At 67.2% G+C, this 24,588-nt stretch carries 33 protein-coding genes and 1 tRNA gene; 16 read left to right on the top strand and 18 right to left on the bottom strand.

Going from position 1 to position 24,588, the window contains the following annotated elements:
* Positions 1-84 precede the first annotated feature (84 nt).
* Genes dhaK through dhaM form a run of 3 tightly spaced genes read left to right on the top strand, consistent with a single transcriptional unit; the run spans position 85 to position 2,491 of the window.
* The gene (dhaK, locus tag ACFVTX_RS17765; RefSeq protein ID WP_386902480.1) at positions 85-1,086 is read left to right on the top strand and encodes a dihydroxyacetone kinase subunit DhaK; all 1,002 of its coding nucleotides are present in this window, start codon (positions 85-87) and stop codon (positions 1,084-1,086) included.
* A 23-nt stretch (positions 1,087-1,109) separates the two neighbouring features.
* On the top strand, positions 1,110-1,757 hold the full coding sequence (gene dhaL, locus ACFVTX_RS17760; RefSeq protein ID WP_386902478.1) for a dihydroxyacetone kinase subunit DhaL: 648 nt from the start codon (positions 1,110-1,112) through the stop codon (positions 1,755-1,757).
* Positions 1,754-2,491 carry a dihydroxyacetone kinase phosphoryl donor subunit DhaM gene (gene dhaM / locus ACFVTX_RS17755; RefSeq protein WP_386902476.1) on the top strand — a complete coding sequence of 246 codons (738 nt, stop codon included), beginning with the start codon at positions 1,754-1,756 and terminating at the stop codon, positions 2,489-2,491. The genes dhaL and dhaM overlap by 4 nt, the downstream gene beginning before the upstream one ends.
* A 31-nt stretch (positions 2,492-2,522) precedes the next feature.
* Here the strand turns inward: dhaM and ACFVTX_RS17750 are convergent, their stop codons facing one another.
* Entirely contained in the window at positions 2,523-3,287 is a 765-nt protein-coding gene (locus ACFVTX_RS17750) for an SDR family NAD(P)-dependent oxidoreductase (protein ID WP_386902474.1), read from the bottom strand.
* Between the two features lie 71 nt (positions 3,288-3,358).
* On the opposite strand from ACFVTX_RS17750, the gene ACFVTX_RS17745 reads away from it, so the two are divergent.
* Together ACFVTX_RS17745 and ACFVTX_RS17740 are read left to right on the top strand one after the other, a co-directional pair.
* Positions 3,359-3,697: a hypothetical protein gene (locus ACFVTX_RS17745; RefSeq protein ID WP_386902472.1), complete on the top strand. Its 339-nt coding sequence runs from the start codon at positions 3,359-3,361 to the stop codon at positions 3,695-3,697.
* Positions 3,698-3,793: 96 nt separating this feature from the next.
* Complete coding sequence (locus ACFVTX_RS17740; RefSeq protein ID WP_386902470.1) at positions 3,794-4,321, top strand: RNA polymerase sigma factor; 528 nt, start codon at positions 3,794-3,796, stop codon at positions 4,319-4,321.
* Positions 4,322-4,426: 105 nt separating this feature from the next.
* Here ACFVTX_RS17740 and ACFVTX_RS17735 read toward each other — a convergent pair whose 3' ends face one another.
* Entirely contained in the window at positions 4,427-4,807 is a 381-nt protein-coding gene (locus ACFVTX_RS17735; protein ID WP_386902468.1) for a YybH family protein, read from the bottom strand.
* A 167-nt stretch (positions 4,808-4,974) separates the two neighbouring features.
* On the opposite strand from ACFVTX_RS17735, the gene ACFVTX_RS17730 reads away from it, so the two are divergent.
* The 3 genes from ACFVTX_RS17730 to ACFVTX_RS17720 all read left to right on the top strand — a co-directional run bounded on the left by ACFVTX_RS17730 (position 4,975) and on the right by ACFVTX_RS17720 (position 5,971).
* Positions 4,975-5,050, top strand: a tRNA-Gly gene (locus tag ACFVTX_RS17730).
* A 66-nt stretch (positions 5,051-5,116) separates the two neighbouring features.
* The gene (locus ACFVTX_RS17725; RefSeq protein WP_386902466.1) at positions 5,117-5,629 is read left to right on the top strand and encodes a GNAT family N-acetyltransferase; all 513 of its coding nucleotides are present in this window, start codon (positions 5,117-5,119) and stop codon (positions 5,627-5,629) included.
* 3 nt (positions 5,630-5,632) lie between these two features.
* Positions 5,633-5,971, top strand: coding sequence for a YciI family protein (locus ACFVTX_RS17720; protein ID WP_386902464.1), 339 nt, complete (start codon positions 5,633-5,635; stop codon positions 5,969-5,971).
* Between the two features lie 24 nt (positions 5,972-5,995).
* Here ACFVTX_RS17720 and ACFVTX_RS17715 read toward each other — a convergent pair whose 3' ends face one another.
* Entirely contained in the window at positions 5,996-6,793 is a 798-nt protein-coding gene (locus ACFVTX_RS17715) for a thioesterase family protein (protein ID WP_386902462.1), read from the bottom strand.
* A 115-nt stretch (positions 6,794-6,908) separates the two neighbouring features.
* Between ACFVTX_RS17715 and ACFVTX_RS17710 the strand changes: the two genes are divergently transcribed.
* The 5 genes from ACFVTX_RS17710 (at position 6,909) to ACFVTX_RS17690 (ending at position 10,622) form a co-directional block, all read left to right on the top strand.
* Entirely contained in the window at positions 6,909-7,211 is a 303-nt protein-coding gene (locus ACFVTX_RS17710; RefSeq protein ID WP_386902460.1) for a hypothetical protein, read from the top strand.
* A 38-nt stretch (positions 7,212-7,249) separates the two neighbouring features.
* Positions 7,250-7,651: a hypothetical protein gene (locus ACFVTX_RS17705; RefSeq protein WP_386902458.1), complete on the top strand. Its 402-nt coding sequence runs from the start codon at positions 7,250-7,252 to the stop codon at positions 7,649-7,651.
* Between the two features lie 96 nt (positions 7,652-7,747).
* A complete protein-coding gene (locus ACFVTX_RS17700) occupies positions 7,748-8,317 on the top strand; it encodes an RNA polymerase sigma factor (RefSeq protein ID WP_386902457.1) in 570 nt (189 codons plus the stop codon).
* On the top strand, positions 8,307-9,128 hold the full coding sequence (locus tag ACFVTX_RS17695; protein WP_386902455.1) for a hypothetical protein: 822 nt from the start codon (positions 8,307-8,309) through the stop codon (positions 9,126-9,128). Before ACFVTX_RS17700 ends, ACFVTX_RS17695 begins: the two co-directional genes overlap by 11 nt.
* Positions 9,129-9,293: 165 nt before the next feature.
* Positions 9,294-10,622 carry a DUF1254 domain-containing protein gene (locus ACFVTX_RS17690; RefSeq protein ID WP_386902453.1) on the top strand — a complete coding sequence of 443 codons (1,329 nt, stop codon included), beginning with the start codon at positions 9,294-9,296 and terminating at the stop codon, positions 10,620-10,622.
* A gap of 118 nt (positions 10,623-10,740) precedes the next feature.
* Here the strand turns inward: ACFVTX_RS17690 and ACFVTX_RS17685 are convergent, their stop codons facing one another.
* Positions 10,741-11,496 (bottom strand): YcnI family protein, encoded by a 756-nt coding sequence (locus ACFVTX_RS17685; protein ID WP_386902452.1) that lies wholly within the window; start codon positions 11,494-11,496, stop codon positions 10,741-10,743.
* Positions 11,497-11,525: 29 nt separating this feature from the next.
* Positions 11,526-12,188 (bottom strand): hypothetical protein, encoded by a 663-nt coding sequence (locus ACFVTX_RS17680; protein WP_386902450.1) that lies wholly within the window; start codon positions 12,186-12,188, stop codon positions 11,526-11,528.
* A 96-nt stretch (positions 12,189-12,284) separates the two neighbouring features.
* On the opposite strand from ACFVTX_RS17680, the gene ACFVTX_RS17675 reads away from it, so the two are divergent.
* Positions 12,285-12,863, top strand: coding sequence for a GrpB family protein (locus ACFVTX_RS17675; protein WP_386902448.1), 579 nt, complete (start codon positions 12,285-12,287; stop codon positions 12,861-12,863).
* 590 nt (positions 12,864-13,453) lie between these two features.
* Positions 13,454-14,020, top strand: a complete 567-nt coding sequence (locus tag ACFVTX_RS17670; protein ID WP_386902446.1) for a hypothetical protein — start codon at positions 13,454-13,456, stop codon at positions 14,018-14,020.
* A 787-nt stretch (positions 14,021-14,807) separates the two neighbouring features.
* On the opposite strand, the gene ACFVTX_RS17665 is transcribed toward ACFVTX_RS17670, so the two are convergent.
* The 8 genes from ACFVTX_RS17665 to ACFVTX_RS17630 form a co-directional block, all read right to left on the bottom strand.
* A complete protein-coding gene (locus ACFVTX_RS17665) occupies positions 14,808-15,098 on the bottom strand; it encodes a hypothetical protein (protein WP_386902444.1) in 291 nt (96 codons plus the stop codon).
* Between the two features lie 91 nt (positions 15,099-15,189).
* Positions 15,190-15,669, bottom strand: a complete 480-nt coding sequence (locus ACFVTX_RS17660) for a hypothetical protein (protein ID WP_386902442.1) — start codon at positions 15,667-15,669, stop codon at positions 15,190-15,192.
* Between the two features lie 5 nt (positions 15,670-15,674).
* Positions 15,675-15,809, bottom strand: coding sequence for a hypothetical protein (locus tag ACFVTX_RS17655; RefSeq protein WP_386902440.1), 135 nt, complete (start codon positions 15,807-15,809; stop codon positions 15,675-15,677).
* Positions 15,810-15,931: 122 nt separating this feature from the next.
* A complete protein-coding gene (locus ACFVTX_RS17650; protein ID WP_386902438.1) occupies positions 15,932-16,459 on the bottom strand; it encodes a hypothetical protein in 528 nt (175 codons plus the stop codon).
* A gap of 146 nt (positions 16,460-16,605) precedes the next feature.
* Positions 16,606-17,205, bottom strand: coding sequence for a response regulator (locus ACFVTX_RS17645; RefSeq protein ID WP_386902436.1), 600 nt, complete (start codon positions 17,203-17,205; stop codon positions 16,606-16,608).
* Positions 17,206-17,219: 14 nt separating this feature from the next.
* Positions 17,220-18,296 (bottom strand): sensor histidine kinase, encoded by a 1,077-nt coding sequence (locus ACFVTX_RS17640; protein ID WP_386902434.1) that lies wholly within the window; start codon positions 18,294-18,296, stop codon positions 17,220-17,222.
* 213 nt (positions 18,297-18,509) lie between these two features.
* On the bottom strand, positions 18,510-18,794 hold the full coding sequence (locus ACFVTX_RS17635; protein ID WP_386902433.1) for a hypothetical protein: 285 nt from the start codon (positions 18,792-18,794) through the stop codon (positions 18,510-18,512).
* Between the two features lie 20 nt (positions 18,795-18,814).
* A complete protein-coding gene (locus ACFVTX_RS17630) occupies positions 18,815-19,741 on the bottom strand; it encodes an NAD(P)/FAD-dependent oxidoreductase (protein ID WP_386902431.1) in 927 nt (308 codons plus the stop codon).
* 76 nt (positions 19,742-19,817) lie between these two features.
* Between ACFVTX_RS17630 and ACFVTX_RS17625 the strand changes: the two genes are divergently transcribed.
* Positions 19,818-20,420 (top strand): helix-turn-helix domain-containing protein, encoded by a 603-nt coding sequence (locus tag ACFVTX_RS17625; protein ID WP_386902429.1) that lies wholly within the window; start codon positions 19,818-19,820, stop codon positions 20,418-20,420.
* A gap of 405 nt (positions 20,421-20,825) precedes the next feature.
* Here the strand turns inward: ACFVTX_RS17625 and ACFVTX_RS17620 are convergent, their stop codons facing one another.
* The 5 genes from ACFVTX_RS17620 to ACFVTX_RS17600 form a co-directional block, all read right to left on the bottom strand.
* The gene (locus ACFVTX_RS17620) at positions 20,826-21,371 is read right to left on the bottom strand and encodes a hypothetical protein (protein ID WP_386902427.1); all 546 of its coding nucleotides are present in this window, start codon (positions 21,369-21,371) and stop codon (positions 20,826-20,828) included.
* 229 nt (positions 21,372-21,600) lie between these two features.
* Positions 21,601-22,476, bottom strand: a complete 876-nt coding sequence (locus tag ACFVTX_RS17615; protein ID WP_386902426.1) for a serine hydrolase domain-containing protein — start codon at positions 22,474-22,476, stop codon at positions 21,601-21,603.
* Positions 22,477-22,615: 139 nt separating this feature from the next.
* A complete protein-coding gene (locus ACFVTX_RS17610; RefSeq protein ID WP_386902424.1) occupies positions 22,616-23,161 on the bottom strand; it encodes a hypothetical protein in 546 nt (181 codons plus the stop codon).
* Between the two features lie 223 nt (positions 23,162-23,384).
* Complete coding sequence (locus tag ACFVTX_RS17605; protein ID WP_386902422.1) at positions 23,385-23,912, bottom strand: 2'-5' RNA ligase family protein; 528 nt, start codon at positions 23,910-23,912, stop codon at positions 23,385-23,387.
* A gap of 78 nt (positions 23,913-23,990) precedes the next feature.
* The gene (locus tag ACFVTX_RS17600; protein WP_386902420.1) at positions 23,991-24,524 is read right to left on the bottom strand and encodes an NUDIX domain-containing protein; all 534 of its coding nucleotides are present in this window, start codon (positions 24,522-24,524) and stop codon (positions 23,991-23,993) included.
* Between the last annotated feature and the right edge of the window lie 64 nt (positions 24,525-24,588).

Below are 24,588 nucleotides of genomic sequence, written 5' to 3'. Positions count from 1 at the left end.
GCGGGCGTAGGTTGGCGAGGGAGTGCTGCGTCGGGGTCGATGCACGGTCGCGCGGCCGCAGGCAGCCTGGCGGAAGGGGTGTCCGTGAAGAAGATCATCAACGACCCGAAGCGGGTCGTGGACGAATCGGTCGCAGGGTTCGCGCTCGCGCACGCCGACCTGGTGAGGGTCGAGACCGACCCGATCCACGTCGTGCGCGCCGATGCGCCCATCGCCGGCAAGGTCGGCATCGTGAGCGGCGGCGGCAGCGGGCACGAACCGCTGCACGCCGGGTACGTGGGCTTCGGAATGCTGGATGCCGCGGTGCCGGGTGCCGTGTTCACCTCGCCGACGCCCGATCCGATCCTGGCGGCGACGAAGGCCGTCGACGGCGGCTCGGGCGTCCTCCACATCGTGAAGAACTACACGGGCGACGTGCTGAACTTCGAGACCGCGGCCGACCTCGCCGCGGCCGAGGGCATCACCGTGCGCGCGGTCGTCACGAACGACGACGTCGCCGTGAAGGACTCGCTCTACACGGCCGGGCGGCGCGGCGTCGCGGGCACGGTGCTCGTGGAGAAGATCGCCGGTGCGGCCGCCGAGCGGGGCGACTCGCTCGACGAGGTCGCCGCGGTCGCCGAACGCGTGAACGCAGGCGCCCGCTCGATGGGCCTCGCGCTCACCCCCTGCATCGTGCCGCACGCCGGCGAACCGAGCTTCACGCTCGCCGAGGACGAGATCGAGATCGGCATCGGCATCCACGGCGAACCCGGCCGCGAACGCGTGCAGCTCGAACCCGCCGACCGCCTCGTCGACCGGCTGCTCGAGCCGATCCTCGACGACCTGCCGTACGCGGAGGGCGAGCGCACGCTGCTCTTCGTGAACGGCATGGGCGGCACGCCCCTCGTCGAGCTGTACCTCGCCTACCGTCGTGCGGCGGAGGTGCTCGCCGAGCGCGGCATCCCGATCGCCCGATCACTCGTCGGGAACTACATCACGTCGCTCGAGATGCAGGGGATGTCGATCACGCTCCTGAAGCTCGATGACGAGATGATCGAACTGTGGGATGCCCCGGTGCAGACGGCTGCACTGCGATGGGGCCGGTAGACGGGGAAGGCGGGAGCGAACCGGTGGGACTGGACATCACCTGGGCGGTCGACTGGGTCAGGCTGAGTGCGGAGCGCATCGCGGAGCATCGGGTCGAGCTGATCACGCTCGACCGCGAGATCGGCGACGGCGATCATGGCGAGAACATGGATCGGGGGTTCCAGGCGGTCGCGGCGAAGCTCGACGACCTGCCCGCGGGGTCGACGCCCGGCGACGTGTTGAAGCTCGTCGCGACGACGCTCATCTCCACCGTGGGCGGTGCCGCTGGCCCACTCTACGGCACCGCCTATCTCAAGGCGGCTGCGGCGGTGGGCGGCGCGACCTCGCTCGACGGCCCGGCGGTCGCGGCCCTGCTGGCGGCGGCGCGTGATGGCGTCGTCACCCGCGGCAAGGCGGAGCCGGGAGACAAGACCATGGTCGACGCGTGGACGCCGGCGGTCGAAGCGGCCGAGGCTGCGGCGAGCGCGGGCGCCGACGCATCCGAGGTGTTCGCCGCCGCAGCCGCCGCGGCCGAGGCCGGCGCCGTCGCCACCGAACCGCTCGTGGCGCGCAAGGGGCGCGCGAGCTACCTCGGCGAGCGTTCGGCCGGGCATCGCGACCCCGGCGCGCAGTCGAGCGCACTTCTCCTGCGAGCGGGCGCCGATGCGGCCGCCGACGGGGCGGGAGCATGAGCGACGCACCCGCCAGGGTCGGTCTCGTGTTCGTCTCGCACTCGGCGCAGATCGCGGCGGGGCTCGTGGAACTCGCCCGTCAGATGGCGCCGACCGCGGCCCTCGAGGCGGCGGGCGGCACCGATGACGGGCGCATCGGCACGAGCTTCGACCTCGTCATGCAGGCGATCACCGCGGCCGATTCGGGCAGCGGCGTCGTGGTGCTCTGCGACCTCGGTTCGGCGATCCTGACGGCGGAGACGGCGCTCGACTTCCTCGACGACGAGCTGCGCGAGCGGGTGCGGCTCGTCGATGCTCCGCTCGTCGAGGGCGGCGTCGCCGCGGCCGTCGCGGCCGAGGCGGGCGACCCGATCGAGGTCGTCGTCTCGGCGGCGGAGTCGGCGCGGGGCGCAGCGAGCGCGCTGGGGGCCACCGGGGCGGATGCCACGGGGTCGGGCTCCCGCGCGGACGCCGACGCTGCGGGCGGCGGCGTGGCATCCGGCTATTCGCGGATCGTGACGCTCGTGAACGCCGACGGACTGCACGCGCGACCCGCCGCCGAACTCGTGAAGCTCGCGGCGACCTTCGATCACCGCGTGACGGTGAACGGGGCCGATGCGAAGAGCCTGCTCGGCATCATGTCGCTCGGGCTCACGAAGGGCTCGCAGGTCGAGATCGCCGCCGAGGATCCGGCGGGGGCGGCGGCGGTCGACGCCCTGGCCGAGCTCGCCGCATCGGGGTTCGGCGAGCACTGACGGCCGAAGGCTCGCCGCCGGCGCTGTCGCCTCAGTTGCCGCCCGCGATGCGGATGTCGGCGCCCGAGGTGTAGCTCGCGTCGTCCGAGAGCAGGTAGGCGACGGCGCCGGCGATCTCGTGGGGTTCGCCGGGGCGTCGCATGGGGATGCCCGGGGCGCGCTCGTCGGGGGCGTCGGGGCGACCGGCCGCGGCATGGATCTCGGTGCGCGTGGTGCCCGGGGAGACGGTGTTCACACGGACGCCCGCCGGGCCGAACTCCTTCGAGGTACCCGTGGTGAGGGCGTTGAGGGCCGCCTTGCTCATCGCGTAGGGCAGGTAGGTGTTCGGAGCGCCCGACTTCGCCGCGCCCGAGGAGATGTTCACGATCGATCCGCCGGCGCCGCCGCGATCGACGGCCATGTGCGCGATCGCGGCCTGCGTGAGGATCATGGGGGCGAGCACGTTGATGCGGAGGACGAGCTCCGCCTCGGCGAGCGGCACCGCGAGGAACGGTCCAATGCGGCCGGTGATGCCGGCGTTGTTGACGAGCCCGGTGACGCGGCCGAAGGCGTCGATCGCGGCGGGCAGGACGGTCGCCGCGGCATCGAGGTCGGCGAAGTCGACCTGGAGGAGGAGCACCTTCGCCCCGGCGTCGCTGCAGCGCTGGGCGACGGCGTCGGCTTCGTCGCGGCGTTCGCGATACGTGAGCACGAGGTCGTGCCCTTCGGCCGCGAGGCGCTCGGCGATCGCGGCGCCGATTCCTCGGCTCGCGCCGGTGACGATCGTGACCGGGCGGGGGAGCGTGGCATCCGTCATGCAGTCAGCCTACGTCGGTGCGATGGGCGCGTCGCTGGTCATGAGGATGCCTCAGGCGTACCATCTTCGGTATGGCACGCGACGCAGCGAGCCGCCCTGATGACGGCAACGCATTCACCCGGTTCTTCGATCGAGTCGATCACGCACTCGAGCCGATCTTCGGCGCCCCGCCCATCACCGAAGGCATCGAGCAGGACGACCCCGCCGAACTTCAGGCGAGACCCTGCCCGGTCTGCGGTCGCGCGATCTTCGAGCATCATTTCGACGACGCCGCGGGCAACATCGTGATGACCTGCCCGACCGACGAGCGATTGCCCGAACGGGCCACGAACGTGCCGCTCAACGAGCTCGGCATGCCGCTGAGCGGCCGACGAGCCGAACGGGCGGCCGCGCAGACGTCGAGCGGCTGAGCCCCGACGGGGAGCGCTGCTTCGTTCGTCCTCGGTTCGCCGAAGGGTTAGCCTGCGTAATGCATGCAACTCGGTGAACTCGGAAGGACGCTCCCGATGCCCGCACTCGTCGATGCCCCGCTGGAGCGAACGCGCGCCCGCCGTGCCCTCGAGTCGATGCTCGCGGCCGATCCTCAACGACTGCGCCGCCGCAGCATCTCGCTCGGCGTGCACCCCGACGAGGCCGACGACGCCGCGCAGACCGCGGCGCTCCGCGCGTGGCGCGCCGTCGACTCGCTCGAGTCGAGCGAGCCCGGAACGATGTGCTCGTGGATCGACGTGATCGCCCGTCGAACCGCGATCGACCTGGCCCGACGGCGCCCGCCGAGCGACGGCGAGGTCGAGTGCGAGCGGCTGCGCGCCGCCCAGGATGTCGAGCGCGAGGTCGAGCTCCACGCGCGCCTCAGCGAGGCGCTGCGCGCGATCCGCGAGCTGACACCCGAGCTGCGCGAACCCCTGCTGCTCAGCGTGGTCGACGAGCTCCCTGCCGCCGAGATCGCCGCCCGGCTCGACCTCAGCACGGATGCGGTGCGCCAGCGCATCTCGCGTGCGCGCAAGGCGCTTCGGCGGCATCCTCAGGTCTGAATCGCGCGTGGACTGACGGGCGTGCCGCGCGCGACGCCCGCGCGTGCGCGCCCGCCTGCCGACCCTGATGGTCGACCGACGGGCGCGACGCCGTCGAGCCTCCGATCAGGCGGTGCCGAAGGGGTTGTCGATGACGAACCGCCACCCGTGCGTCTCGTCGTACGCTGCGACGTCGGCGGTCGAGCCGCCGAGCGACACCTCGCTGCCGTCGGGGCCCGCGCCCTGGAGCGACCAGTCGGCGATCGAAAGGCCGGTGCCGCCGCTCGCGAAGACATGGCGCACGGTCATCGAGATCGGCAGCCCCAGCGCGAGGAACTGCTCGAGCGCGGCGCGCACCTGCTCGGTGCCCTGCAGCGGCTGGCCGGGGGCCGGCACGAAGACCGCATCGGGTGCGAACAGCGCGAGGAGGTCATCGACGTCGCGCGCGTTGAAACGCTCGGCGAACGCGACGTTGAGCTGGTCGAGGGAGGTGACCGGAGTCGACATCTGGATTCCTTTCGGAGGGGAGGGGGCGCGCGAAATGCGGCCTCACGGAGAAGGACGCGGGGGAACGGGGGATGTGACCGACCGAAGTGGTCAATCGGTACATTCCGAATCGGGTATACTCGTTTCAGGCCGCTTCGAGAGATGCGGCACGGGGCTTCTGCCCCGATGCGGACGTAGCGCAGCTGGTAGCGCGTCACCTTGCCAAGGTGAAGGTCGCGGGTTCGAACCCCGTCGTCCGCTCCATTTCTTTCTTCCTCTCGAGGTTCGTCTCTCCTCGTCGCCGGGTCGTTCGCGTGCCAACATGGCTGCATGACGACGGTGACGGTACGCGCGATGACGCCGGTCGAGTTCGACGAATGGCAGACGGCCATCGCCGAGGAGTACGCGCGCGATCAGATCGCGGCCGGCCGATGGTCGGCCGACGGTGCGGTCGAACGCGCCCGCGACGAGAACACGGCCCGGCTTCCGCAGGGTCTCGACACCCCGCGGATGCTCCTGCTCCGCGGTGTCGACGCCGACGGCACGCCGATCGGGCGCGCGTGGGTCGGTCTCGACCATCCGCGCGGCGCGCCCGACCTCGCGTTCCTCTACGACATCGAGGTCCTCCCGTCACGGCGGGGGAGCGGCCTCGGGCGCGCCCTGCTCGCCGCCGTCGAGCAGGCGACCGCCGATGCCGGCGCCGGCGCACTCGAACTCAACGTGTTCGGAACGAACGCCGCGGGCATCGGACTCTACGAATCCGCCGGGTACGAGGTCAGCACCCAGCAGATGCGCAAGACATTGGCGGGCGGTTCGCCGCGCGCGGAGACCACTGAGGAGTAAACGATGACGAAATACTTGATCTCGTTTCCGAGCGAAGCGCTGCAGCTCACAGGAGCGGAGTTGCAGGCCGTCGCCGAATCATCGCACGCCGTCGTGCGCGAAGCGCAGGCAGCCGGCGTCTGGGTGTTCGGCGGGGGCATCGACGAGAGCGTCGCACCCGTCACGGTCGACGCCGACGGCACCGTGCACGAGGGCGGCTACCCGCAGCGCCGGCTCGACGGGGGATTCACGGTGCTCGAGCTCCCGAACCGTGAGTCCGCGCTCGAGTGGGCCGCCCGGTTCGCCGCCGGATGCCACTGCGCGCAGGAGGTCTCCGTCTTCGGGGAGGACGCGGAGAGTTGACGCGTCGCCCGGTCGGCTGGCCGTTCAGCGCAGCGGAGCGGTGTTCGGCCTGACGGTCAGCAATTGTTGCGCCGTCCCGACGGGCCCGGCGAGGTCGTAGAGCACCGAGCTCGTGAGCCCTTGCCCGCTTGGGCCGAAGGTGACGGTCGTGTCGAAGCCATTCCAGCGACCCTCCGGGCGACGGAAGAAGTGGATCGTCAGGTCGAGGTTCGGGAACATCCACTCGCTCGGGTGCTCGCGCACTGCGATCCCGTTCGCGGTGTCGATGAGCGCGACGTAGGAGGCGAGCGGGCCGGCCTCCTCGCCGTCGACGAGCGCGACCTCGGTCGTGATCCACGCCGCAGCGCGCCCCGGTCGCGGTTCGCCGGCGTGACGCACGTCGATGCTGCGGATGTACCCGCCCGGCCACGTCTCGGCGACCGGTGACGAGGTGAGCCCGTCGGGGGAGGGGAGCAGTGCCCACTCATCGCCCGCGACCGCGCTCGTGTCGACGTCCGACAGTGCCCAGGCACGCGCCGTGATCGTCGGCCGCCCCTGAATGCTCGCCGTCGTCTCGAGGAGCTCGATCGTTCGGCCGGGGCGCAGCACCCGGGTCTCGATCTCGATCTCGTCGTCGGCGATGCGCCCGAGGATGTCGAAGCTCACCCGCCCGATCGTCTTCGCGCCGTCGGCGTGCGCGCCTCGCCACTGCTCGAGGTGATGCGTGAGCAGCCCGGCGACCGGGCTGAAATGCAGGCCGTCGTCGCCCCACGCGCTCCCGGCGTGCTCGGTTGCGCGGTAGCGGCCATCGCCGAGGGCAGTGAAATAGCTGGCGGATGTCACCGGGCGGGCTCGCTTTCGTTCGTGTGCACCAGTCTCGTGGCCGGGGGAGCCGAACGCGAACCGGCGTGGAAGACTCGGAGATCCGAGACGGGGCTTGTCTGAAGCAGGAGGGCACATGCAGGTCGAGTGGGACGAGACGTTCTTCGAGGCAGCTCAGCTCGAGGCATCCGCATATTGGGTCTGCTTCTGGACCGGCGACGACATCGAGGTCGCTGCTCGGCACGACCCACAGCGCATCACCGGTGCTGCCTCGGTGGATGAGGTGCTCGCGTGGCTGCAACGCGAGCAGGGCGACCGCCGGTACGAACTATTCGTCGAGACGGTCGACCCGGCCGGGTCACGCGAACTCGTCCGCCTCGGCGGCGACTTCCGCCCGCGAGGGAGCGCAGTCACGATCACACTCACCTCACTCGATTGATGTTCCGCTCGATTGCGCTGGGTGGCTAGTCTCAAACGGTGGCAACTCCCATCAAGGCCGATGCAGCGCTCACGGGCCGCTCAGCGAGCACTCGGTTCTGGGTCTTCGCAGCATGGGGGATCCTCACGGCGACCGGCGCCTGGCTCTGGTACGGACTCGCCCAGTTCGAGTCGCAGTCCGAGCAATGCAAAGCGCTCGCTGCGGGAACGACGATGGCGGGATTCGGGGAGCTCACCGGCGGCATCCCATTGGTGCTTCTTCATCTCCTCGGGCTTGGGGCGCTCGTTCCGCTCGGCTGGCGGCAGGATCGCTGGGACGGCGTCATGCGAGCAGTCATCGCCGTTCTCGTCGCGTCGGTCATCGGAATCGGTATCACTCAGATCTTGCTCGGCGGGGAGCTGTTCCAACTGGGTGTGAACAACGTCGAGTGCTACTCCTGAGGGAGGCCCGCGCGGAACGTCTGACCGCTTGCTGCTCACGCGCGAAACTCACCGTTCAAATGGGAACGTTCTCGGCTCGACCGGACAGTTCATAGTGTGAGCACTGAGAACGACCAAGATGACTGGCGCCGGGCGCTTGCCGGCGACGGCGAGGCGTTCGGGTTGATCTTCGATCGCCACCGGGCTCGTATCCGCCGACACGCGCACGGGCTCGTCCCGGCCGCCGCTGATGCCGATGACGTGGTCGCCACGACCTTCCTAGAAGCCTGGCGACGTCGCGACGGGATCCGGTTTACCAGCGGATCGATGCTGCCGTGGCTGCTTCGCACCGCGACGAACGTTGCCCACAACCACCGGCGTTCCACGCGTCGGTACCGTGCGCTCCTGGCCAGGCTTCCGACCGATGTCTCAGTCCCTGACCACGCGGACGATGATTTCGGTGATGGCCCAGCCGCACGTTCATTGAGACTCCTGTCGCTTGAGCATCAGCATGTCATCACGCTCTGCGTGCTCGAGGGGCTCTCAGCCGATGAGGCTGCAGGTGTACTCGGTGTTCGGGCAGGGACGGTGCGGTCGCGGCTCTCGCGGGCCAAGACGCAGCTCCGAATGCACCTCGGGAGTCCTCTCAATCAATACCGCCCGGAAGGAGCGATCGATGAACTCTGAACAGCGGCCGCCCACTGAACGCGATGCACAGCTTCGACAACTCCTCGTCGCAACGGCCACTGCCTCGACCTCGGACTCGCCGAAACGAAGTCGAACGCTGGTCGGCTCGATCATCGCGTTCGGCCTCGCGGGTGCACTGACGGGCGGTGCGATTTCCGCCGCAGCTCTGAACACACCCCCGGATTCCGAACCCATCAGCATCAGCGTCGACGACATGACCGAGATGGTGGTCCGGGGCGACACTCAGTTGTTCGGCACCCCGTACATCATTCGCAGCTCCGGCGACACGAACATCGGCCTCGGCAACGCGCCCGCCGGCGCAACATCGATCGCGCTCGCGCTCCATTGCTTGGACCCCGGGACCTTCGAATACACCCTCGACGACCTCTCGATCGGCAGCACGACATGCACCGAGCGGGACACCCAGTACACAAATGGTGGCGGATTCATCGACATCAGCTCCGAAGGTGAGCACACACTGCGGATCGCCGGAGATCCTCGGCAGAGCTATGTCATCTGGGCCTCGTGGGCTGCCCCCGCAACGAAGCCTGAACCATCCCAAGCCCAGCTGGAGGCGCTCGGAGATGGCACGGTCACAGAAACGGAGTATCGAGACGGGTATGCACGCTACTCGGCGTGCATGAGGGACGCCGGCTACCCGCTCGTGTTCGTCGATGAAGGCGGACCCATCATTCGATACTCGAACATCAGCGAGGCCGTTGACTCGGGCGAGGAAGAAGGGTGTTACGCAAGCGAGTTCGAGCAACTCGACATTGACTGGCAAATCCAACAGGAGAATCTTCCGAAGTAGCGCACCGATGGACCCATCGGTGCCGATCCTCGTCTCGGCGGGCTGGCGGCCCCGGGCCGCTTCATTTGAATGCGTGCACCGCGGGTGACCGGCTTGTGGGCCTCGCGTCGCTGTATTCGGCCAATAGGGTGAGCGGAGGTCCAATAGCGAGCGGAGTTTAGATTCATGGCACAGTTCGATCTCACCAAGGTGGCCGTGGATGCCTACCTGTACGCGTACCCACTCGTCACGATGGAGCTCACCCGTCGTCAGATGACCAATGTCCCCGACGCGCACTCCGCGCTGTTGCGCGCGCCGCTCAACCAGTTCTCGCACGCACGCGAGTACCCGGCTGGAGACTCGAAAGAGGTGGTGCGATTCAATTTCGACACCCTCTACTCCTTCGCGTGGCTCGACGTGCAGGCCGAGCCGGTGGTGCTCAGTGTTCCGGACGCTGGCGACCGCTACTACCTGACTCCGATGCTGGACATGTGGACCGACATCTTCGCGGTGCCCGGCAGCCGCAACACGTTGGGGAAGGCGCGCGACTTCCTGATCGTGGCACCCGGCTGGCAGGGCGACGTCCCGGATGGGCTGGACCTCATCGTCGCCCCCACCCCATTCGTGTGGGTCATGGGTCGTACCCAGGCCAACGGGCCCGATGACTTCGAGCGGGTGCACGCCATCCAGGACCAGTACCAGATCGTCCCACTCAGCGCCTGGGGCACCGACTACGAGCCGCCGGCCAGCGTCGATACCGACGCCACGATCGACAACGACACCCCTCCGCTGGAGCAGGTGAACGCACTCTCGAGCGTTGAGTTCTTCACCCTGTTCGCCGAGCTGCTCAAAGTGAATCCGCCGCACGCCAACGACTACCCGATCCTTCATCGCATGCGCGCCATCGGAATCACCCCGGGCAAGAGCTTCGACGTGTCGTCGCTTGACTCCGAGACTGCCGCGGCCGTCGACGCTGCGCGGGACCGGGCGCTCGAAGACCTCGTCACGGCAATGTCCGAAGCGAGCATCGGCATCCGGCGCAACGGCTGGAACTGGGAGCAGTCCTTCGGAACGTACGGCACGTCCTACCGTGTGCGTGCGCTCGTTGCGATGGCAGGCCTCGGAGCGAACCTTCCGGAAGACGCGATCTACCCGAACGCCTTCGCAGACGCAGACGGCGAACCCTTCACCGGCGTCAACAACTACGTGCTCCACTTCGACGCGGGCAGCCAGCCCGACGCCGACGCGTTCTGGTCCCTCACCATGTACGACGGCGACGGGTTCCAGGTACCCAACCCGATCGACCGATTCGTCATCCGCGATCGCGACCCACTCACACTCAATGCAGACGGATCGCTGGACATCTACATCCAGCACGAGTCACCCGGCGGCGACCGAGAGACGAACTGGCTGCCCGCGCCCGCCGGACCATTCTCGCCGATGCTTCGCCTCTACTCGCCGTCATCAGAAAGCCTCAATGGGGCGCTCGTCCCGCCCGCAATCACCAAGGCGTAACGACGCGGGAGCCATTCCCCAAGGCCCTGACGAATCATCGTGCGTGGGGAAGTGCTGCACGAGATCGCGGCCCCGGTCGGGAGACCGGAGCCGCGATCTTGCGGTGGGACTCGGTCGTCTACTCCGACTTGCGCGAGCGACGCGCACCGAGCGCGACCGCGAGGCCGAGGCCGAGGCCGGCGACGCCAACGACGATGCCGGTGATGCCGAGGGCGCGCGCCACCTCATCATCCGCCGAGGCTGCGGCCGCGTCGGATGACGCGGCCGAGGCATCCGCGTCGCCGTGCTCGGAGGCGCTCACCACTCCGCCGTGGTGCCCATCGGGCTCCGCCGCGGTCACGGTGATGGAGGGGGCCGGGTGCTCGGGCTCCTCCTCGCCCTCGACGACGGGGGCGCTCCAGTCGGTCGAGCCCTCGGCGCACTCCTGCAGCACCGGGAACTCGAGGGTCTCGCCCTCGGCGTCGGCGGGCAACTGCAGTGAAAGCTCGATGACGTCGCGCAGATCGCTCGGCAGCGGGGTGACCGCCGTGTAGACGACCTGGCTCACCCGTTCGACGACGTTCGCTCCGTGCGAGTCGGTCTTCGGTTCGGGGAGGGTCTCGATCACCTTTTCGATCGTCCAACCGGGGTTGACGGTCGGGGTGACCCGGTCGATCCCCTCGGGGATCGTGAAGGTGAGCTTGGTAGTGGGGCTCTCGCCGCAGCCGTGCGGGATGCCGAAGCCGAGCACGGTGTACGCGCCCGCCGCGGTCGACGTGGACTCGACGCCGACATGCGCGCTCGCGGCGAGTGGGGCGCCGAGGGCGAGCAGGGCGCCGGCGCCGAGCGCAGCGGCGGTCACGAGGGCAGGACGGACGGAAGGTCGTTCAGACATGTTGATTTCTTTCGTGTGGAATCGGATGCTCAGCGCACATGCGCCGCGACGGCGGCGCCGATTCCACGCGGCGGTCCGCGCCGCACCACACTCGATTCAAGACGCGCGAGAACCGGGCGGACGCGCACGGCGGCACGGTCGCGTACGTTCCGTCGTGGCGCGATCGCGAGCGACGGCGCGAGCAGCAGGGCGACGACGACGAGGATGCTTCGCCAGACCTCCGCGATCGCACGAATGGCTCCGTCGACGAGCCGGATTCCCGCAATGGCAACCACGGCCGCGACAACGTGCGCGAGTGGCATCGCCCCGCCGAAATGCTCAGCATGGGTCGAGGCGCCGGTGTCCGCGAGCTCGAGCCATGCGCTGTTCATGGCCGCGGGGGAGTGGCGGTTGTGAGCGAGCGCGCCCTCGACGCGCTGACCGCTCGGCGCCGCGCCGGCCGAGAGTGAGAAGGTCGCGTGCAACGCGAGCTGAGCGCCGACGGCCGCGAAGGCGCTTCTCAGCGGCCGCGCTCCCGTTCCGACCATCGCGATGCCGAACGGAACCGTGAACGCGAGCGCGACGACGAGCGAGAGCGCGCCTGGAGGCGCTCCGCCGCCGATCGTGTGTGCGAGCGACGCCAGCAGCGTCGCGCTGAGCGCGACCAGGGACCCCCGCAGAGTCCGATTCGCCCGCTCGCTGTGCACGAGCACGTAGCCTACCGTTCCGCACGAGCTCGGCCCGAGCCGGATTTCGCTGGGCGCCACTCTTGATGAGGAAGCTGTCGTTCGCCGGACTAGTCTGGCGGGATGTCCTCTCACGTCGGCGCTCTTGCGGTCGCCTTCGCCGGTTCGGCCCTTGGGCTTCGTCGGGGCGTCGTGCAGATCACACCGGCCACTGATGCTTGGGCGCGCACGTTTGATGATGTTCGCGCGTTGATGACCTTCGACGCGCCCACTACCGTGGTTGCGATCGAGCACATTGGATCGACCTCGGTCCCTGGGCTGGCGGCGAAGCCGATCCTGGACATCGGAATCGGCGTCGGTCACCCTCTCCGGGATGGCGACGTGCACGACGAGACTCATGACTGGCTCACCGAACTCGGGTTCGAGTTCCGTGGTGACGCGAACGAAGTTCGTCCGGATCGCATGTATGCCTATGAACTCCAGCCGATGATTCGGCTCGCAAATCTCCACGTGTTGGAGCACGGGTCACAAGAATGGCAGCAATACCTCGGCTTTCGCGATTTCCTGCGAGCCCACCCGTCTGAACGCGATGCGTACCAGGAGCTCAAGCTCGATCTGTCCATCCAGCATCCTGACGACCGGATCGCCTACCTCGACGGCAAGGAGGCCTTCATCGTCGAACGGCGGGGACGGCCGGCGTAGCTCGTGCGTTGCAAATGCGATTCGCGGCCGTGTGAGGGAGTTCGGCCGCTGTTCTCGGGTTGGGCCGCCGAGACTACTGGCTCGCTCAGGCACAGCACGAACCGCCGCATCCGGCCTGAGCAACGCAGTCGACATTCCGGTCTCACCAACCCGAACTGAACTCAGCAGATCGTCACGATGAGCGCGACATTCGGCGAGACCAAGCACAGCAGCGCAGCTGAGATCGGCTGCATGCGCTCGCACCGCGCTCACGGTGCTGGGAATCGTCAGGCACCTCGGCGCCGTGGCCACGGCGAAGGTCGCGTGCAACGCGAGCTGGGCGCCGACTGCCGCGAAGGTGCTTCTCAGCGGCCGCGCTCCCGTCCGCACGAGCTCGACCCGAGCCGGTCTTCGTAGTGGTCGCAGTCGAGCCTGCCCTGTGATTCACGGTCGAACTGACGCGCCAGCCATAGTGCGCCGGCGGGGCTTTCTCACGCCACCGGCAAGCGCGCGCATCGCGCCAACTGGGACGTCGATGCTCCGTGATCGTCTGGAACGCCCTGATTGCGTCGCCCGCTTGCAGAGTTGGCCGCGGGCGATAGATTCGCCGAATGATGACCCCGACTGGCCGCGTCGCCCTCACCGCGCTGCTGACCCTCCTCCTGCTCACCGGCTGTGCCACTGTGGACGCCTCGTCCCTGCCCGACACCGCCACGACCCCGAACACGGCCGCATCCGCTGCGATCGAAGGGGACACGGACGAGGACGGCGAGCTCTCCGAGTTCGAGAAGCAGGTATTCGCGAGGAACGCACCCCGCGACATCACCCTTCACGATGGCACCGTCGTTGTCGTGACACCCGGACAGCCCCTCCCGCAGCCGGTCATCGACCAGATCGTCGCAGATGCGGTGCCCGGCGCAGCCCCGGCACAGACCGACGACGAGTTTGCGCCCATGGCGGGAATCAGAAGCATCCGCGAGGTGGCAACCTCATACGCGAACGAGTTCGGTCGCGCCGTCGTCATCGTCTACTGGGGCTTCGGTGCGTGGGGCACGGTCTCCTCCGTCGACGAATCCGGCGGGACCGGGCTAGCAGGCACCAGCGACAAAGACGCGATGGTCGCCGCGGCCACCGGCTGGGCGGAATCCCACGACGCCTACGTCGTAGTTGTCGAGTAGCACCGGTGGGGACCGGCGAACGGTCGAGAAGGACCTGCGATCAATTGACACCCGGTCTCACCACGTCGAACTGAATTGAACAGAGATCGTCGCAATGAGCGCGACATTGGCGAGTCCAAGTACAACTGCGCAGCCAAGAGCGGTTGCATGCGCTCGCTGCCGCCGACGGCCGGTCGTGCTCCTGGACAGCAGGACGGAGCAACAGAACCCGTACCAGGCAAGGACTGGGATGACGGCCACTGCCCACGCTGTGGCCGAATTCAGGGGGAGTCGGGAGACCAACGCATCCCAAGAGGCCGCTTGCGCCCCAATCGTCGGGGACATCGCGGCCGCTCCCCAGAGAGAATGAAACGTCAAGAGCACAACTGCCGCGGCTACGGTCACAGTGAATATCGAAGCGATCAAGCTGCGAGACGTGGGTGCGATCGCAGAGGTCGTGCCCTGTACAAACGGAAAGCCAACGAAGAGAAGAGCCGCTCCATAGATGACAATCGACGGGGCGTATATCGATCGAGCATCATCAATCTGAGCGCTCGCAGAGTGGTATGAAGCAATTGATGGAATGAGTAGGGCGTAGAAGCCGCTCAGCGCTACAAGAGGGGCAGCGAGGGCGAACGCGGCCGAAAAGAAGGCAACGCCTTCCTGCCGCTGCGGTTCGCTCAAAGGCTCAAGCCCCCTCTCCATTGGAAGTCCTGTCTGCGACTACGTGAGCCGGGCGTCCCGGTTTGCGAGCAACATGCGGCGGCATCGAGTAGGCGGGTCAGAACCCGGGCTCTGTGAGGCCGTGTCAGATGAGCACCATGCCCGCCAGGGTCACGACTGCGCTCAATGCGGTCAGCGCAATTCGTCCGATCAGTCTTGAGGGAAACGCCGCGGTGGCCTGTCCGGCGAAGCCGATGGCGACCGCGATGCCAACGAGCACCGCACTGCTGAGCACGATCCCTGCCAGGTTCACTCCCGAGCATTCCGTGGAATCTGCCGTGCAGTTCCGGAACGGACCACCCTGACCGCTGGTGTCGTAGTCGTTCAGGCTCATCGAGAGTCCGAACATCGCCATCAGGCTGATCGGCAAGGCCATGCAGCTCAGCACAACCGTGAGGAGAGGGCCGAGAATCCGGCGAGCTCGCTGGCGTCGTGCGCCGGTCTCCGTCGGGGCCGCGGGCATCGGCTCAACCACCCTGCCCGGGCAGGGCGCTGACCGAAATGAGCGAGCCGGCATCGTCGCACGCGGTCGCAACCTCGCCCACGGCACGTTGGAACTCCGTGTTCGCGTAGCCGGTGCCGCCGGAGGAGAGCGCTCGCTGCGCGTCCTTGATGGCCGGTGACACCTCGGTGCCTCCGACGACCATGGTCTTCCAGCCGTCCTCGATGGCAGCCACCCGTGACGCGTACTCGACATCATCGATCAAACCCTGGTCGTGCTCCCAGCCGGAGCGATACCGGATGCCCTCGAGCGCGCTCACCTGGCCGCACAGGTGCCGGTCGTCGGCACCAGGCGGCATCGATTCGGCGCCGGCGGGAGATGTCGTCTCCGCTGCCTGGGTACCCCCGGGTGCGCTCGCTCCTGGGCTCGCCGTGCAGGCCGTCAAAGCGAGCGCGAGCACGGTCAGCACGATCGCCAGCGCCGCTCGTTCGTTCGCGTGCCTCATGTGCTTCATGCGGTCGGTTCGCTGTCGGCAGCCGGAAGATAGGCGGTGATATCGATCGAGGTGTGTGGTGGCATGCTGATCGCGGTCGGATCCACGAGCGGAACGTTGCGATCGGGCACTGCGGCGGCGTAGGGTTTCACGTCGTCTCATCTCCGGTCAGTGACAGTAGGGCTACGGGTAACGTACGTCGGGGCCGGTCGGCGGGTCGATACGACCTTCGCAACATTCCACCTGCCCGAGCAGCCCGTGCGATGTCCGCGGTTCACCACTCGAGTTCGTACGAGCGGCCGTCTCCACGCGCCGAATCGAATGTCAGGCGGTAGCCACTCGGCGTTCGTTGCAGGACGTACTCGCCATCCGCGAGCGCGTCGTTGGGGTTGTCAGTGAGTATCGATGCGCCGTCCGAGTACCACGGGCCCCATTCCTCGCCAGGCTCGAGAACGGTGTAGCTGGTGTGATGCCACGTCATTGCGCGGACTAGAAACTGCGTCCCGTCGTCTGCCGTGACCGTGACGTACTGCCCGACCGACGCGATCGCGATGAAGAGAAGGAAGAGGAGGCCGATCGCGATTCCGCACAAGATGAGAATCGGGCCGATCGCCCATCCGGCGGCGCGTTCCAGCCTCCGCGGCCCTCTGGTCAGCTGATGCGCGATCGTCGCCGCCGCCACACACGCCGAGCCGAGGAAGACGAAGTGAAGGATGGCTCGCCACTGGGAGGTATCCACCGAGAACAGGACGACGTGCAACCCGGGGCGCTGGAGTTGTTCCAAGATGAGCAGCGCACTCACAGAGGCTCCGGCGGTCGCCATCGCTGCCCAGCGGATGGCCCGACGAGCACGACCCGATCCAGCAGACAGCAATGCAGGCTGAGCCGAACGTGTGCCTGTGGCAACGCCACCCCCTGTGTGCCAGACCGGATCAGACGGCGGCTCATTCATGAGCGCGGTGATTCGATCTCGCCGAGCCGCGATGCTTTCCCCACGGCATCGGTGCGCGAGGTCGCGCCGAGCTTGGTGAAGATGTTGGTGTTGTGGCGTTTGACCGTGCCGACCGAGATCGACAACGACCGCCCAATCTCCTCGTTGGACAGGCCCTGCGCGATCAGCCGCATCACTTCCTTCTCACGCAGTGACAGGATCGAGGCGATGAGCGCTGGCCGGCGATCGGTGTCCGGAATGTCGGTCGCAGAGCGGATCGAGTCGACCAGCTCGCTGGCCGGAGCCGACTTCGATACGAACCCGGCCGCACCCGCGGCGCGCAGGTGATTCGCGAGGACTCGGTCCCGGTGCATCGTGACGATGAGGATCCGCGTGTCCGGAGCCTCGGCTCGGACCCGGCTGATCGTCGACAGCACTGGGATGCCGGGCATTTCGACATCAAGTAGCAGTACGTCGGGCCGGGCAGCGATCGCCTGCTCATAGGCCTGATCGTGCGTCGCAGCCTCCCCGACGACCTGGATTCCATCGGCGGCGGTGAGCATCGCCCGCAACCCTTCTCGGAAGAGTTCGTGGTCGTCCGCGATGACCACGGTCACGGATGCCACACCCGTCACGCCGAGCTCCGGCCGACGAACGGCAACCTGAGCCGGATGCCCGCGGCGCCCGCGGCGGAAAGGAACTCCACCGTCGCTCCGATCAGGCCAGCACGCTCGGCCATCCCGCGAAGCCCGAGCGAAGTGGGTCCGTGAGTGTCGTCGGTGTACCCGAGCCCGTCGTCGGTGACCTTGATGTGCAGCTCTGTCGGCGACCACTCGAGACGCGCCTGTACCGCGGTCGCCTGCTGGGCGTGGGTGCGCGCGTTGCGGGTCGCTTCGGCGACGATCGTGAACAACTCCTCGCGAGCAAGGTCGCTCAGCGGCCTGACTGCACCGACCTGCGTGACGTGAATGGGCAGCGTGTCATGCCCGCCCGTCGCGTAGGCGTAGTCCTCGAGCGCTTCAGCCAGATCCTTATCGCCGACTTGTGCTCGGAGGTCGACGGCGATGTCCTGAGTGTCTGCGAGCGCACCGCGGAGGACCCTGATTGCTGTCTCGACGTCCTGATCCGTTCGACGTAGCTGGGCCGCTTCCAACCGCTGCACGCCGGCCGCAATGCCGTGGGCGATCCGATCGTGCAGCTCGCGCGCGAGACGCAACCGCGCTTCGCGGTCGGACGACCGCAGCTGATTCCGAAGCACTTCCACGTAGGCGATGGCACCGGGTGGGAACCGTCGCCAGATCGCATGATGCAACGCTCGGGCGACATCCAAGTCCCGTCGCTGGCCCGACCTCTGAGCGACGGCGTCTGCAACGAGCGGCAACGCCACGCCGAAAAGCACCTCTGCGGCCATCAGCGGTTCCGACGGGTCGATGTCCAACTCGGCGGACCGCTGACCGTGCGCGCTCAACGCCTCGGGGTCACTGTACTCAACCGCGACCGGCGGCGATTCGACGACGCCGCCCAACTGCGAGAAGACCTCTCCAAGGATCGACTGGACCTGAAAGTCCAGCCCGCCGTCGAGCGCCTCGGCGGACGCCAACACACTTCCCCGCTCCAGCAACCGCGCATGCAACTCGGTCGTCACCGCCTCGGAGACTCCGGGCACGTCATTCCGCATATCGTTTCCCCACTTGCCGTTCACAGGCATTCAGATCACAGCCTTCCAGCGCGTGGCGCCCTACTGGACGGTACCCCGAAGCGGACCACGGATCGATACGACCTCCGGCACATCACGTGCCCCGGAGCTCTCACAAGATCAATCCAGTTATCTGGCGCCGAACGGGGGAGTGGCAGATGTTTCTGATCCTGCTCCGCACCTCGTGGAGGATCCTCACGCGGTGATTCAGGGCGACCGGGTGCTTCACCTGTGCTTTCGGGTGCGCCGTTGATCGATCTGGTGTGAAGGCCGCCGGTGACCGTGGAGCCTCCGGCGGAGCTTGTGGAGGATCGGCATGAGGACATAGATCACGATCGGAACGGCGATCGTGACGACGATGAGCGTCCGCGGGACGACGGGCAGCGCGGCGATCATGGGTCCGAGCACGAGGTTGATGAGCAGCAAGGTGGGCGCCACGGCGATCCAGATCATGAGCGCGAGCTCGTGCTGGCTGGGCGGCTTCGGTATGGACGGGGGAGTGCTGGTCATGGGTCTGCCTTCCGGAGCATTCAGTCGAGGGCGAGCAGGGCGGTATGGACGTCGTCATCCACGAGGTTCGCGTTGACCTCCATCGCGACGGCGTTGGCGTGCCCAGCAGCGGTGATGACCTGCGCGCGCGGATCGACGAGATTGCCGGTGACCCACACTCCGGGAATCGAAGTGCGGCCGGATGGATCGATATGGGCGAAGCCGCTCGCATCCAATGTCCCGCCGAGTGAGGCGATCAGCTCGGTGCGCGGCCGTGCCGGGGGTCGGATGAAGACGGCATCGACCCTGACCGTGTGCCCACCGTCGAGACGGATGCCATCGAATCGACCGCCATCGAGAACGAGGGCGGTGATCGCGCCTTCCCGAACGTCGATGCCACGGGCGAGGAGCTTGTGCCGGTCCTCTTCGGCGAGGGCCATCCCGTTGGTCACGTAGGTGAGGTCGGTCGTCCACTGGCGGATCAGGAGGGCCTGCCCGACCGCGCCAGGAAGACCGCCGAAGATCGCCAGCGGTCGGTCGCGAACCTCATAGCCGTGGCAGTACGGGCAGTGCAGCAGGAATCGGCCCCAGGCTTCGCGGGCACCCGGAATCGCGGGGAGTCGGTCCTCCACACCCGTGGCGAGAATGAGCCGGCGAGCAGCGATCTCAGTACCATTGCCGGCGGTCACCACGAACCCGGTGTCGACGTCGCCTCGGACCGCGGCGGCCGTGTGCCCGATGAATCGGACGCCGTAGGAGATGACCTCGCCTCGGCCGACCTGGAGGAGCTCAGATGGCGCAAGGCCGTCCCGGGACAGGAAACCGTGCATTTCCGCGGCAGGCGCATTGCGCGGTTCACCCGCATCGAAGATCACGACCGACCGGCGGGACCTTCCGAGCGTGAGTGCGGCGCTGAGGCCGGCTGCGCCGCCCCCGACGACCGCAACATCGAATTGATCAAGTGTCATGAGACAAGAGTGCGGCGGCTCAGATGGAAGCGCAATCGATCTTGCGGAAACTGCAATCGGGTGATGGACTGAAGTCATGGAAGCGAACGACGAGCTTGCTGCGGCACTCGAAGGCATCGGCCCGCGATTGCAACAGATCCGCACCCGGCGGGGGATGACCCTCGCCGAGGTCGCCGAGCTGGCGGGGACATCCGCAAGTACGATCTCTCGTTTGGAGGGCGGGCAGCGCCGAGCCAGCCTCGAATTGTTGTTTCCTCTGGCTCGCGCCTATGCGCTGAGTCTTGACGATCTGGTCGGCGCGCCCGAGTTCGGCGACCCACGCGTGCAGCTGCGGCCACGCAGCCGGAACGGACGGATCGTGATCCCGCTTACCCGCAATCCCGGTGGCGTCCAGGCCTGGAAGATGGTTCTTCCTATCGAACCCGGCCCCGGCACCCTGCGCACGCATGACGGTTCGGAGTGGCTGTACGTGCTCGCCGGCAGCGTGCGACTGATCGTCGGGAAGCGCGATCTCGTCCTCGAGGCGGGGGAGGTTGCTGAGTTCGACACCCGAACGCCGCATTGGTTCGGCGGCGTAGGGGAGACGCCAGCGGAGATTCTGAGCCTCTTCGACCGCAGCGGAACCCGCGTGCACATCACCGACGAGGACGACCTGGCTGGTGGTGCAGCGCTGAAGTGAGTGGATCCCGTGAACTCGATAACCATGAGGATGCCTCGCTCAGCGAGTGATCCGAAGGCGACACGTCCGAACTCTGCAATCGATGGCGGGAGCGTCGAGGTTGGTCGCCGGCAGAAGGGCGGCATTCGTGGCCCCTGGGGAGCCTTCTCAAAAGCCATTCCGACATAATGTGCATTATCGGCTAGTTGTCGCGAGTTCTATCTGATGCGAGAACGCGCCAGGGTGCTCGATGTTTCGGGGATCCGTTAGTGGACTCCTATTTCGCGCTTGACCGAGTGGCGAACGCGATCCGGACATGGTCGAGATGCTCGCGTGGGATCACTGCGGTGACGATGGTCTGCTCGTCAAGCTTCAGCCCAAGCGCGTACACGAACGGGTCCGTGTCGATTTCGACTGCGGCAACGTCTACCAACCCGCGATGTCGGCAACCTGCTCGGCGACCTCTCGCGGACTCAGGGTGTCAACGTCGATGACGTGGTCGTCGAGGCCAACGTCGTCGAGTGCGCGTGTGAGTCCCTCGTACCCGGCGAGAAACGCGTCAAGTTCCCACGGCGCCTCGGTGGCATGGCGCGATCGGAGTCTCTGCTCGACGACGTGCCGCGACGCGCGCAGTCGCACGACAGGGATCTCCCCGGCGGACGCTGCACCCAGCGCCGCACGGCAGCCGTTGAGATGCGCCCAGTCGGTGAATACATGGGCGATTGCAAGCCGGTCGATACCGCTACCGCGGTAGTTTCCGGCAACCGCGGCCAGGTTGTCGCGAGCGATCCTGCCGCCCCATGGGTCATCCGACGGCCGCGGCCACGACAGCGAGAGATGGTCCAGATCGATGAGGGCGTGCGAGGTATTCCGCTCCCCCAGCAGCACGCCGAGCTCCAGCAGCGTTCGGGACTTTCCAACGCCAGACGAGCCGTTCAGAAGCACGGCGGCTGCAGGTACTGACACCGTCATCCCCCGTACCCCATCGGGGTGGCGAGGCGAGAGTCCAACGTGATCATCACATGAACGATACCGGGCAGCCAGCGCGACGATTGGCACGAATCAGGAGTGCAGTTCGTGCCCAGCGACGAGCGTTGAGCAGCCCCACTACTCTTGCCAGCGTGTCGAGCCGACGAACTCGAGGCTCTCGAATACGAGGCTCTACCGGTAAACCCGTGCGAGTTGTATCTGATGCGAGAACTCAGCCTGCCAGGCTCGTTGACGCGATCTGGACAAGGCGATGGTCGCGGGTTTCCTCGTGCGCTGTGATGGTGATGACGGCATCTCGTTCTCGGTCGACGTAGATGTACTGACCGTAGAGGCCATCGAGTCGCCAGCCTTCGCCTGGCCCGGACCAAGCAGCGATGCCGTAGAGCGATGAGTCTCCGTCCCACCCAGTGGGCACCCAATCGGTGTGCATTGCTTCGACCCAATCGGCGGTCACGATCCGATGTCCATGCCACTCTCCGCGGTCGCGCAGCACGCGGCCGATGCGGGCGAGTTCCTCCGTTCGCAGCTCGAGGCCGGCGCCGCCGACGATCCAGCCGAGTGGGCAGCGGTGCCACTGCGGATTGTGGATACCGAGCGGCTCGAACAGCCGCGGCAGGAGCCAGTCTCGCACGTCGCCGACGACCGCACCGAGCATGCGCATCGCCACGTAGGTGCTCGCATCGGAGTACTGGTAGACCTCGCCCGCACTGCGCGAGGGGCGGCGCAGCATCTCCTGCGCGAGATCGGGCCACGGTGCCTCCTGGCTGCCGAACCATTCGAAGTCGATGCCGCTCGTCATCGTGAGCAGGTGGCGCAACGTCACCTGCTCGACGCCTTCGCCGAGCTGCATGGTCGGCAGCAGTTCGGTGACGCGGGTGTCGAGGGCGAGGATCCCGGCGTCAACCGCGATCCCGGCTGCTAGTGCGCTTACGCCCTTCGACACGGAGTAGACGTTCACGCGATCGTCGCTGCGCCAGCGATGCTGCGCCTCATCGTCGCCGATGAGTACATGCACGCCGTAAGCGCCGAGTTCCTCGCGGTCGATGGCGGTCACGATCCGGGCGAGGGTGGATGCCGCTGAAGTCACTCCTCGAGGCTAACCGGGTCGGCCGAACCGGGGAGAACTCGAAGCCCTCGAATACGAGCCTCTACCGGTCAGCCCACGCTTGCAATTCTGCCTCCCAGAAAGCAACTACCCGACAACGACTACGTAGGCGTCGTGCGATTCAGCCCACTCGGTTGCCGCGGCGACCATCGCTTCTTGGTCGCCGCTGCCTGCTAGCCCCGTCCCGCCGGATTCGTCGACCGAGGAGATCGTGCCCCCAGGCGCCGAAGCCCCAGTAGACGATGACGACGGTGCGACCAATCTCGTTCGCGTACGTGGTTGCGACCTCGCGGATGCTTCTTTCGCCCGCCATGGGCGCAAACTCGTCGTCGGTCTGGGTCTGGGCCGCACCGGGCGCCGCGTCGGCGACGATCTGGTCGATGACCGGCTGCGGGAGGGGCTGACCGGGTGTCACGACGACGACGGTGCCATCGTGAAGCGTGATGTCGCGGGGGGCCTTCCCCGCGAGCACCTCCTTCTCGAACTCCGAAAGCTCCCCGTCCCCGTCCGCGTCCCCTTCGATTGGTGTGGGGGCCGCTGTGGCGGCCGCGTTCGGGGTCGTGTCGGTGCCGGGCAAGAACGAATCGTCCGCAGTGGTACACCCGGTGAGCAGGGGAAGCATCAGCAGCGCGGTGAGGGCTGCGCGGCCGGTTCGGGTCTTCAACATATGGGCGAATCTATCGCCTGCCGCCAACGCTGCGAGCCGGGCCGAACATCGATCACGATACGCGGGCCCGAAGCCCGTAAGTCGATCCCCCGGCGGCACAGCCGAGGTCCCCGTACCCGCTAGCGAACCTCGCCGGCCGGGTGGCCGAACGGCGACATCCGGTCGCTTCGAGTCGACGAACTCGAGGCTCTACCGGCTTGAACGGATGTGAGTTCCAGCCTCACTACTTGCCGAGCGCCACTCGCTCGACGACATGCCACGATCCGGGTTCCGTCGTCCCGGTCATGAGGCTGAGTGAAGTGACGCTCGACTTCAGTGGAAGCTGAGGGCGAATCGCGTCCATGGCCGTGCGCAAGAGCTCCGGGGCGCCGCCCTCGCCGATCGTGACATGCGGAACGACTTCGTCGAACACTCCACCGTACGGAGGGAACTCTGGAAACGCGTCGGTCAGTCGCGAGATCATAATCTCGAAAGGCTCCGGACGGGATGGTGCGAGCCAAAGCACCTTGTAGGCGAACCATCCGAAATCGTCGAACTCGGCATCGAACTGACGCAGTCCCTTCGATACGCCCTCGAATCTGGAGACTACGGCGCGATCTACGCTTGCTGGCGGCACGAATGGGTAGAGCAAGGTGAGATGTGCCGGCATCCCCCATCGCCGTGAGGGATCGAGCGCAAGCCGGTGGTCGTCGAGAACCGCGTCCAGCTCCGGTAGCTCGACAACGACCGCACTCTCCCGCTCATCTGCCATGGAGCCATCTTGGCGCGATGCGCTCGCCGTTTCCGCCGACTCCTCCCCTGTTTCAGCGCGCCCAAGAGGTCGAGATGATCAGCTGATGAGGTCCGAATCGATCGCCTCGAGAACACGCGGCCAGAGCGCACCCAGGCGGGCGGTCCACGGTGCGGCCATCTCCCCCGCGCTCAACAGACGTCCCACCTCGTGCACGGTCGCCCACTCGGCGGCCGCGACCTCGCTGAGTTGCAGAATCACATCCGCTTCGGATGGGCGACGAGCCACGTAGAAGTCGAGCAAGGCTGACGCTTCAACCACTCGGCCGACCCACTGGAGGGACTCCGGTGTCACAGCGATGCCGGTCTCCTCCACCAACTCGCGGCTCGCGGCTTCACGGCTCGACTCGCCGGCCCACGCACTGCCACCCGGAAACTCCCATGCAAGCGGAAACTCCTTCTTGTCCGCGGCCCGCTTGGTGAGAAGAACCGCTCCATCGTCACGTTGGACGCAGACCGCGACGATCACGTGGAAACGACCGACAGGCCAGTTCGGCGCACCTCTTCGAAACGTGGAACCCACGGGAACACCGTCGGCGTCGACAACTTCCCACCATTCGTCCTCACCGCTCATAGGCGACATTCTTCACTGTGTTGACGCGCGATCGTCAGCAACGACCTCGAGCCCTCGGAGTGCG

Origin of the sequence: Agromyces sp. NPDC058136 (assembly GCF_042884375.1) — a bacterium.
Lineage (GTDB): Bacteria > Actinomycetota > Actinomycetes > Actinomycetales > Microbacteriaceae > Agromyces.
Note: the sequence above shows the minus strand (reverse complement) of the source record. Positions and strands in the feature narration are given on the sequence as shown.

Bases quoted from the DNA above. Each gene is read 5' to 3' on its own strand.
- dhaM (WP_386902476.1), top strand. From the start codon at position 1,754: ATGAGCGACGCACCCGCCAGGGTCGGTCTCGTGTTCGTCTCGCACTCG.
- ACFVTX_RS17750 (WP_386902474.1), bottom strand. From the start codon at position 3,287: ATGACGGATGCCACGCTCCCCCGCCCGGTCACGATCGTCACCGGCGCG.
- ACFVTX_RS17745 (WP_386902472.1), top strand. From the start codon at position 3,359: ATGGCACGCGACGCAGCGAGCCGCCCTGATGACGGCAACGCATTCACC.
- ACFVTX_RS17740 (WP_386902470.1), top strand. From the start codon at position 3,794: ATGCCCGCACTCGTCGATGCCCCGCTGGAGCGAACGCGCGCCCGCCGT.
- ACFVTX_RS17735 (WP_386902468.1), bottom strand. From the start codon at position 4,807: ATGTCGACTCCGGTCACCTCCCTCGACCAGCTCAACGTCGCGTTCGCC.
- ACFVTX_RS17725 (WP_386902466.1), top strand. From the start codon at position 5,117: ATGACGACGGTGACGGTACGCGCGATGACGCCGGTCGAGTTCGACGAA.
- ACFVTX_RS17720 (WP_386902464.1), top strand. From the start codon at position 5,633: ATGACGAAATACTTGATCTCGTTTCCGAGCGAAGCGCTGCAGCTCACA.
- ACFVTX_RS17710 (WP_386902460.1), top strand. From the start codon at position 6,909: ATGCAGGTCGAGTGGGACGAGACGTTCTTCGAGGCAGCTCAGCTCGAG.
- ACFVTX_RS17695 (WP_386902455.1), top strand. From the start codon at position 8,307: ATGAACTCTGAACAGCGGCCGCCCACTGAACGCGATGCACAGCTTCGA.
- ACFVTX_RS17690 (WP_386902453.1), top strand. From the start codon at position 9,294: ATGGCACAGTTCGATCTCACCAAGGTGGCCGTGGATGCCTACCTGTAC.
- ACFVTX_RS17685 (WP_386902452.1), bottom strand. From the start codon at position 11,496: ATGTCTGAACGACCTTCCGTCCGTCCTGCCCTCGTGACCGCCGCTGCG.
- ACFVTX_RS17675 (WP_386902448.1), top strand. From the start codon at position 12,285: ATGTCCTCTCACGTCGGCGCTCTTGCGGTCGCCTTCGCCGGTTCGGCC.
- ACFVTX_RS17670 (WP_386902446.1), top strand. From the start codon at position 13,454: ATGATGACCCCGACTGGCCGCGTCGCCCTCACCGCGCTGCTGACCCTC.
- ACFVTX_RS17665 (WP_386902444.1), bottom strand. From the start codon at position 15,098: ATGGCCTTGCCGATCAGCCTGATGGCGATGTTCGGACTCTCGATGAGC.
- ACFVTX_RS17660 (WP_386902442.1), bottom strand. From the start codon at position 15,669: ATGAGGCACGCGAACGAACGAGCGGCGCTGGCGATCGTGCTGACCGTG.
- ACFVTX_RS17640 (WP_386902434.1), bottom strand. From the start codon at position 18,296: ATGCCTGTGAACGGCAAGTGGGGAAACGATATGCGGAATGACGTGCCC.
- ACFVTX_RS17635 (WP_386902433.1), bottom strand. From the start codon at position 18,794: ATGACCAGCACTCCCCCGTCCATACCGAAGCCGCCCAGCCAGCACGAG.
- ACFVTX_RS17630 (WP_386902431.1), bottom strand. From the start codon at position 19,741: ATGACACTTGATCAATTCGATGTTGCGGTCGTCGGGGGCGGCGCAGCC.
- ACFVTX_RS17625 (WP_386902429.1), top strand. From the start codon at position 19,818: ATGGAAGCGAACGACGAGCTTGCTGCGGCACTCGAAGGCATCGGCCCG.
- ACFVTX_RS17620 (WP_386902427.1), bottom strand. From the start codon at position 21,371: ATGACGGTGTCAGTACCTGCAGCCGCCGTGCTTCTGAACGGCTCGTCT.
- ACFVTX_RS17610 (WP_386902424.1), bottom strand. From the start codon at position 23,161: ATGTTGAAGACCCGAACCGGCCGCGCAGCCCTCACCGCGCTGCTGATG.
- ACFVTX_RS17605 (WP_386902422.1), bottom strand. From the start codon at position 23,912: ATGGCAGATGAGCGGGAGAGTGCGGTCGTTGTCGAGCTACCGGAGCTG.
- ACFVTX_RS17600 (WP_386902420.1), bottom strand. From the start codon at position 24,524: ATGAGCGGTGAGGACGAATGGTGGGAAGTTGTCGACGCCGACGGTGTT.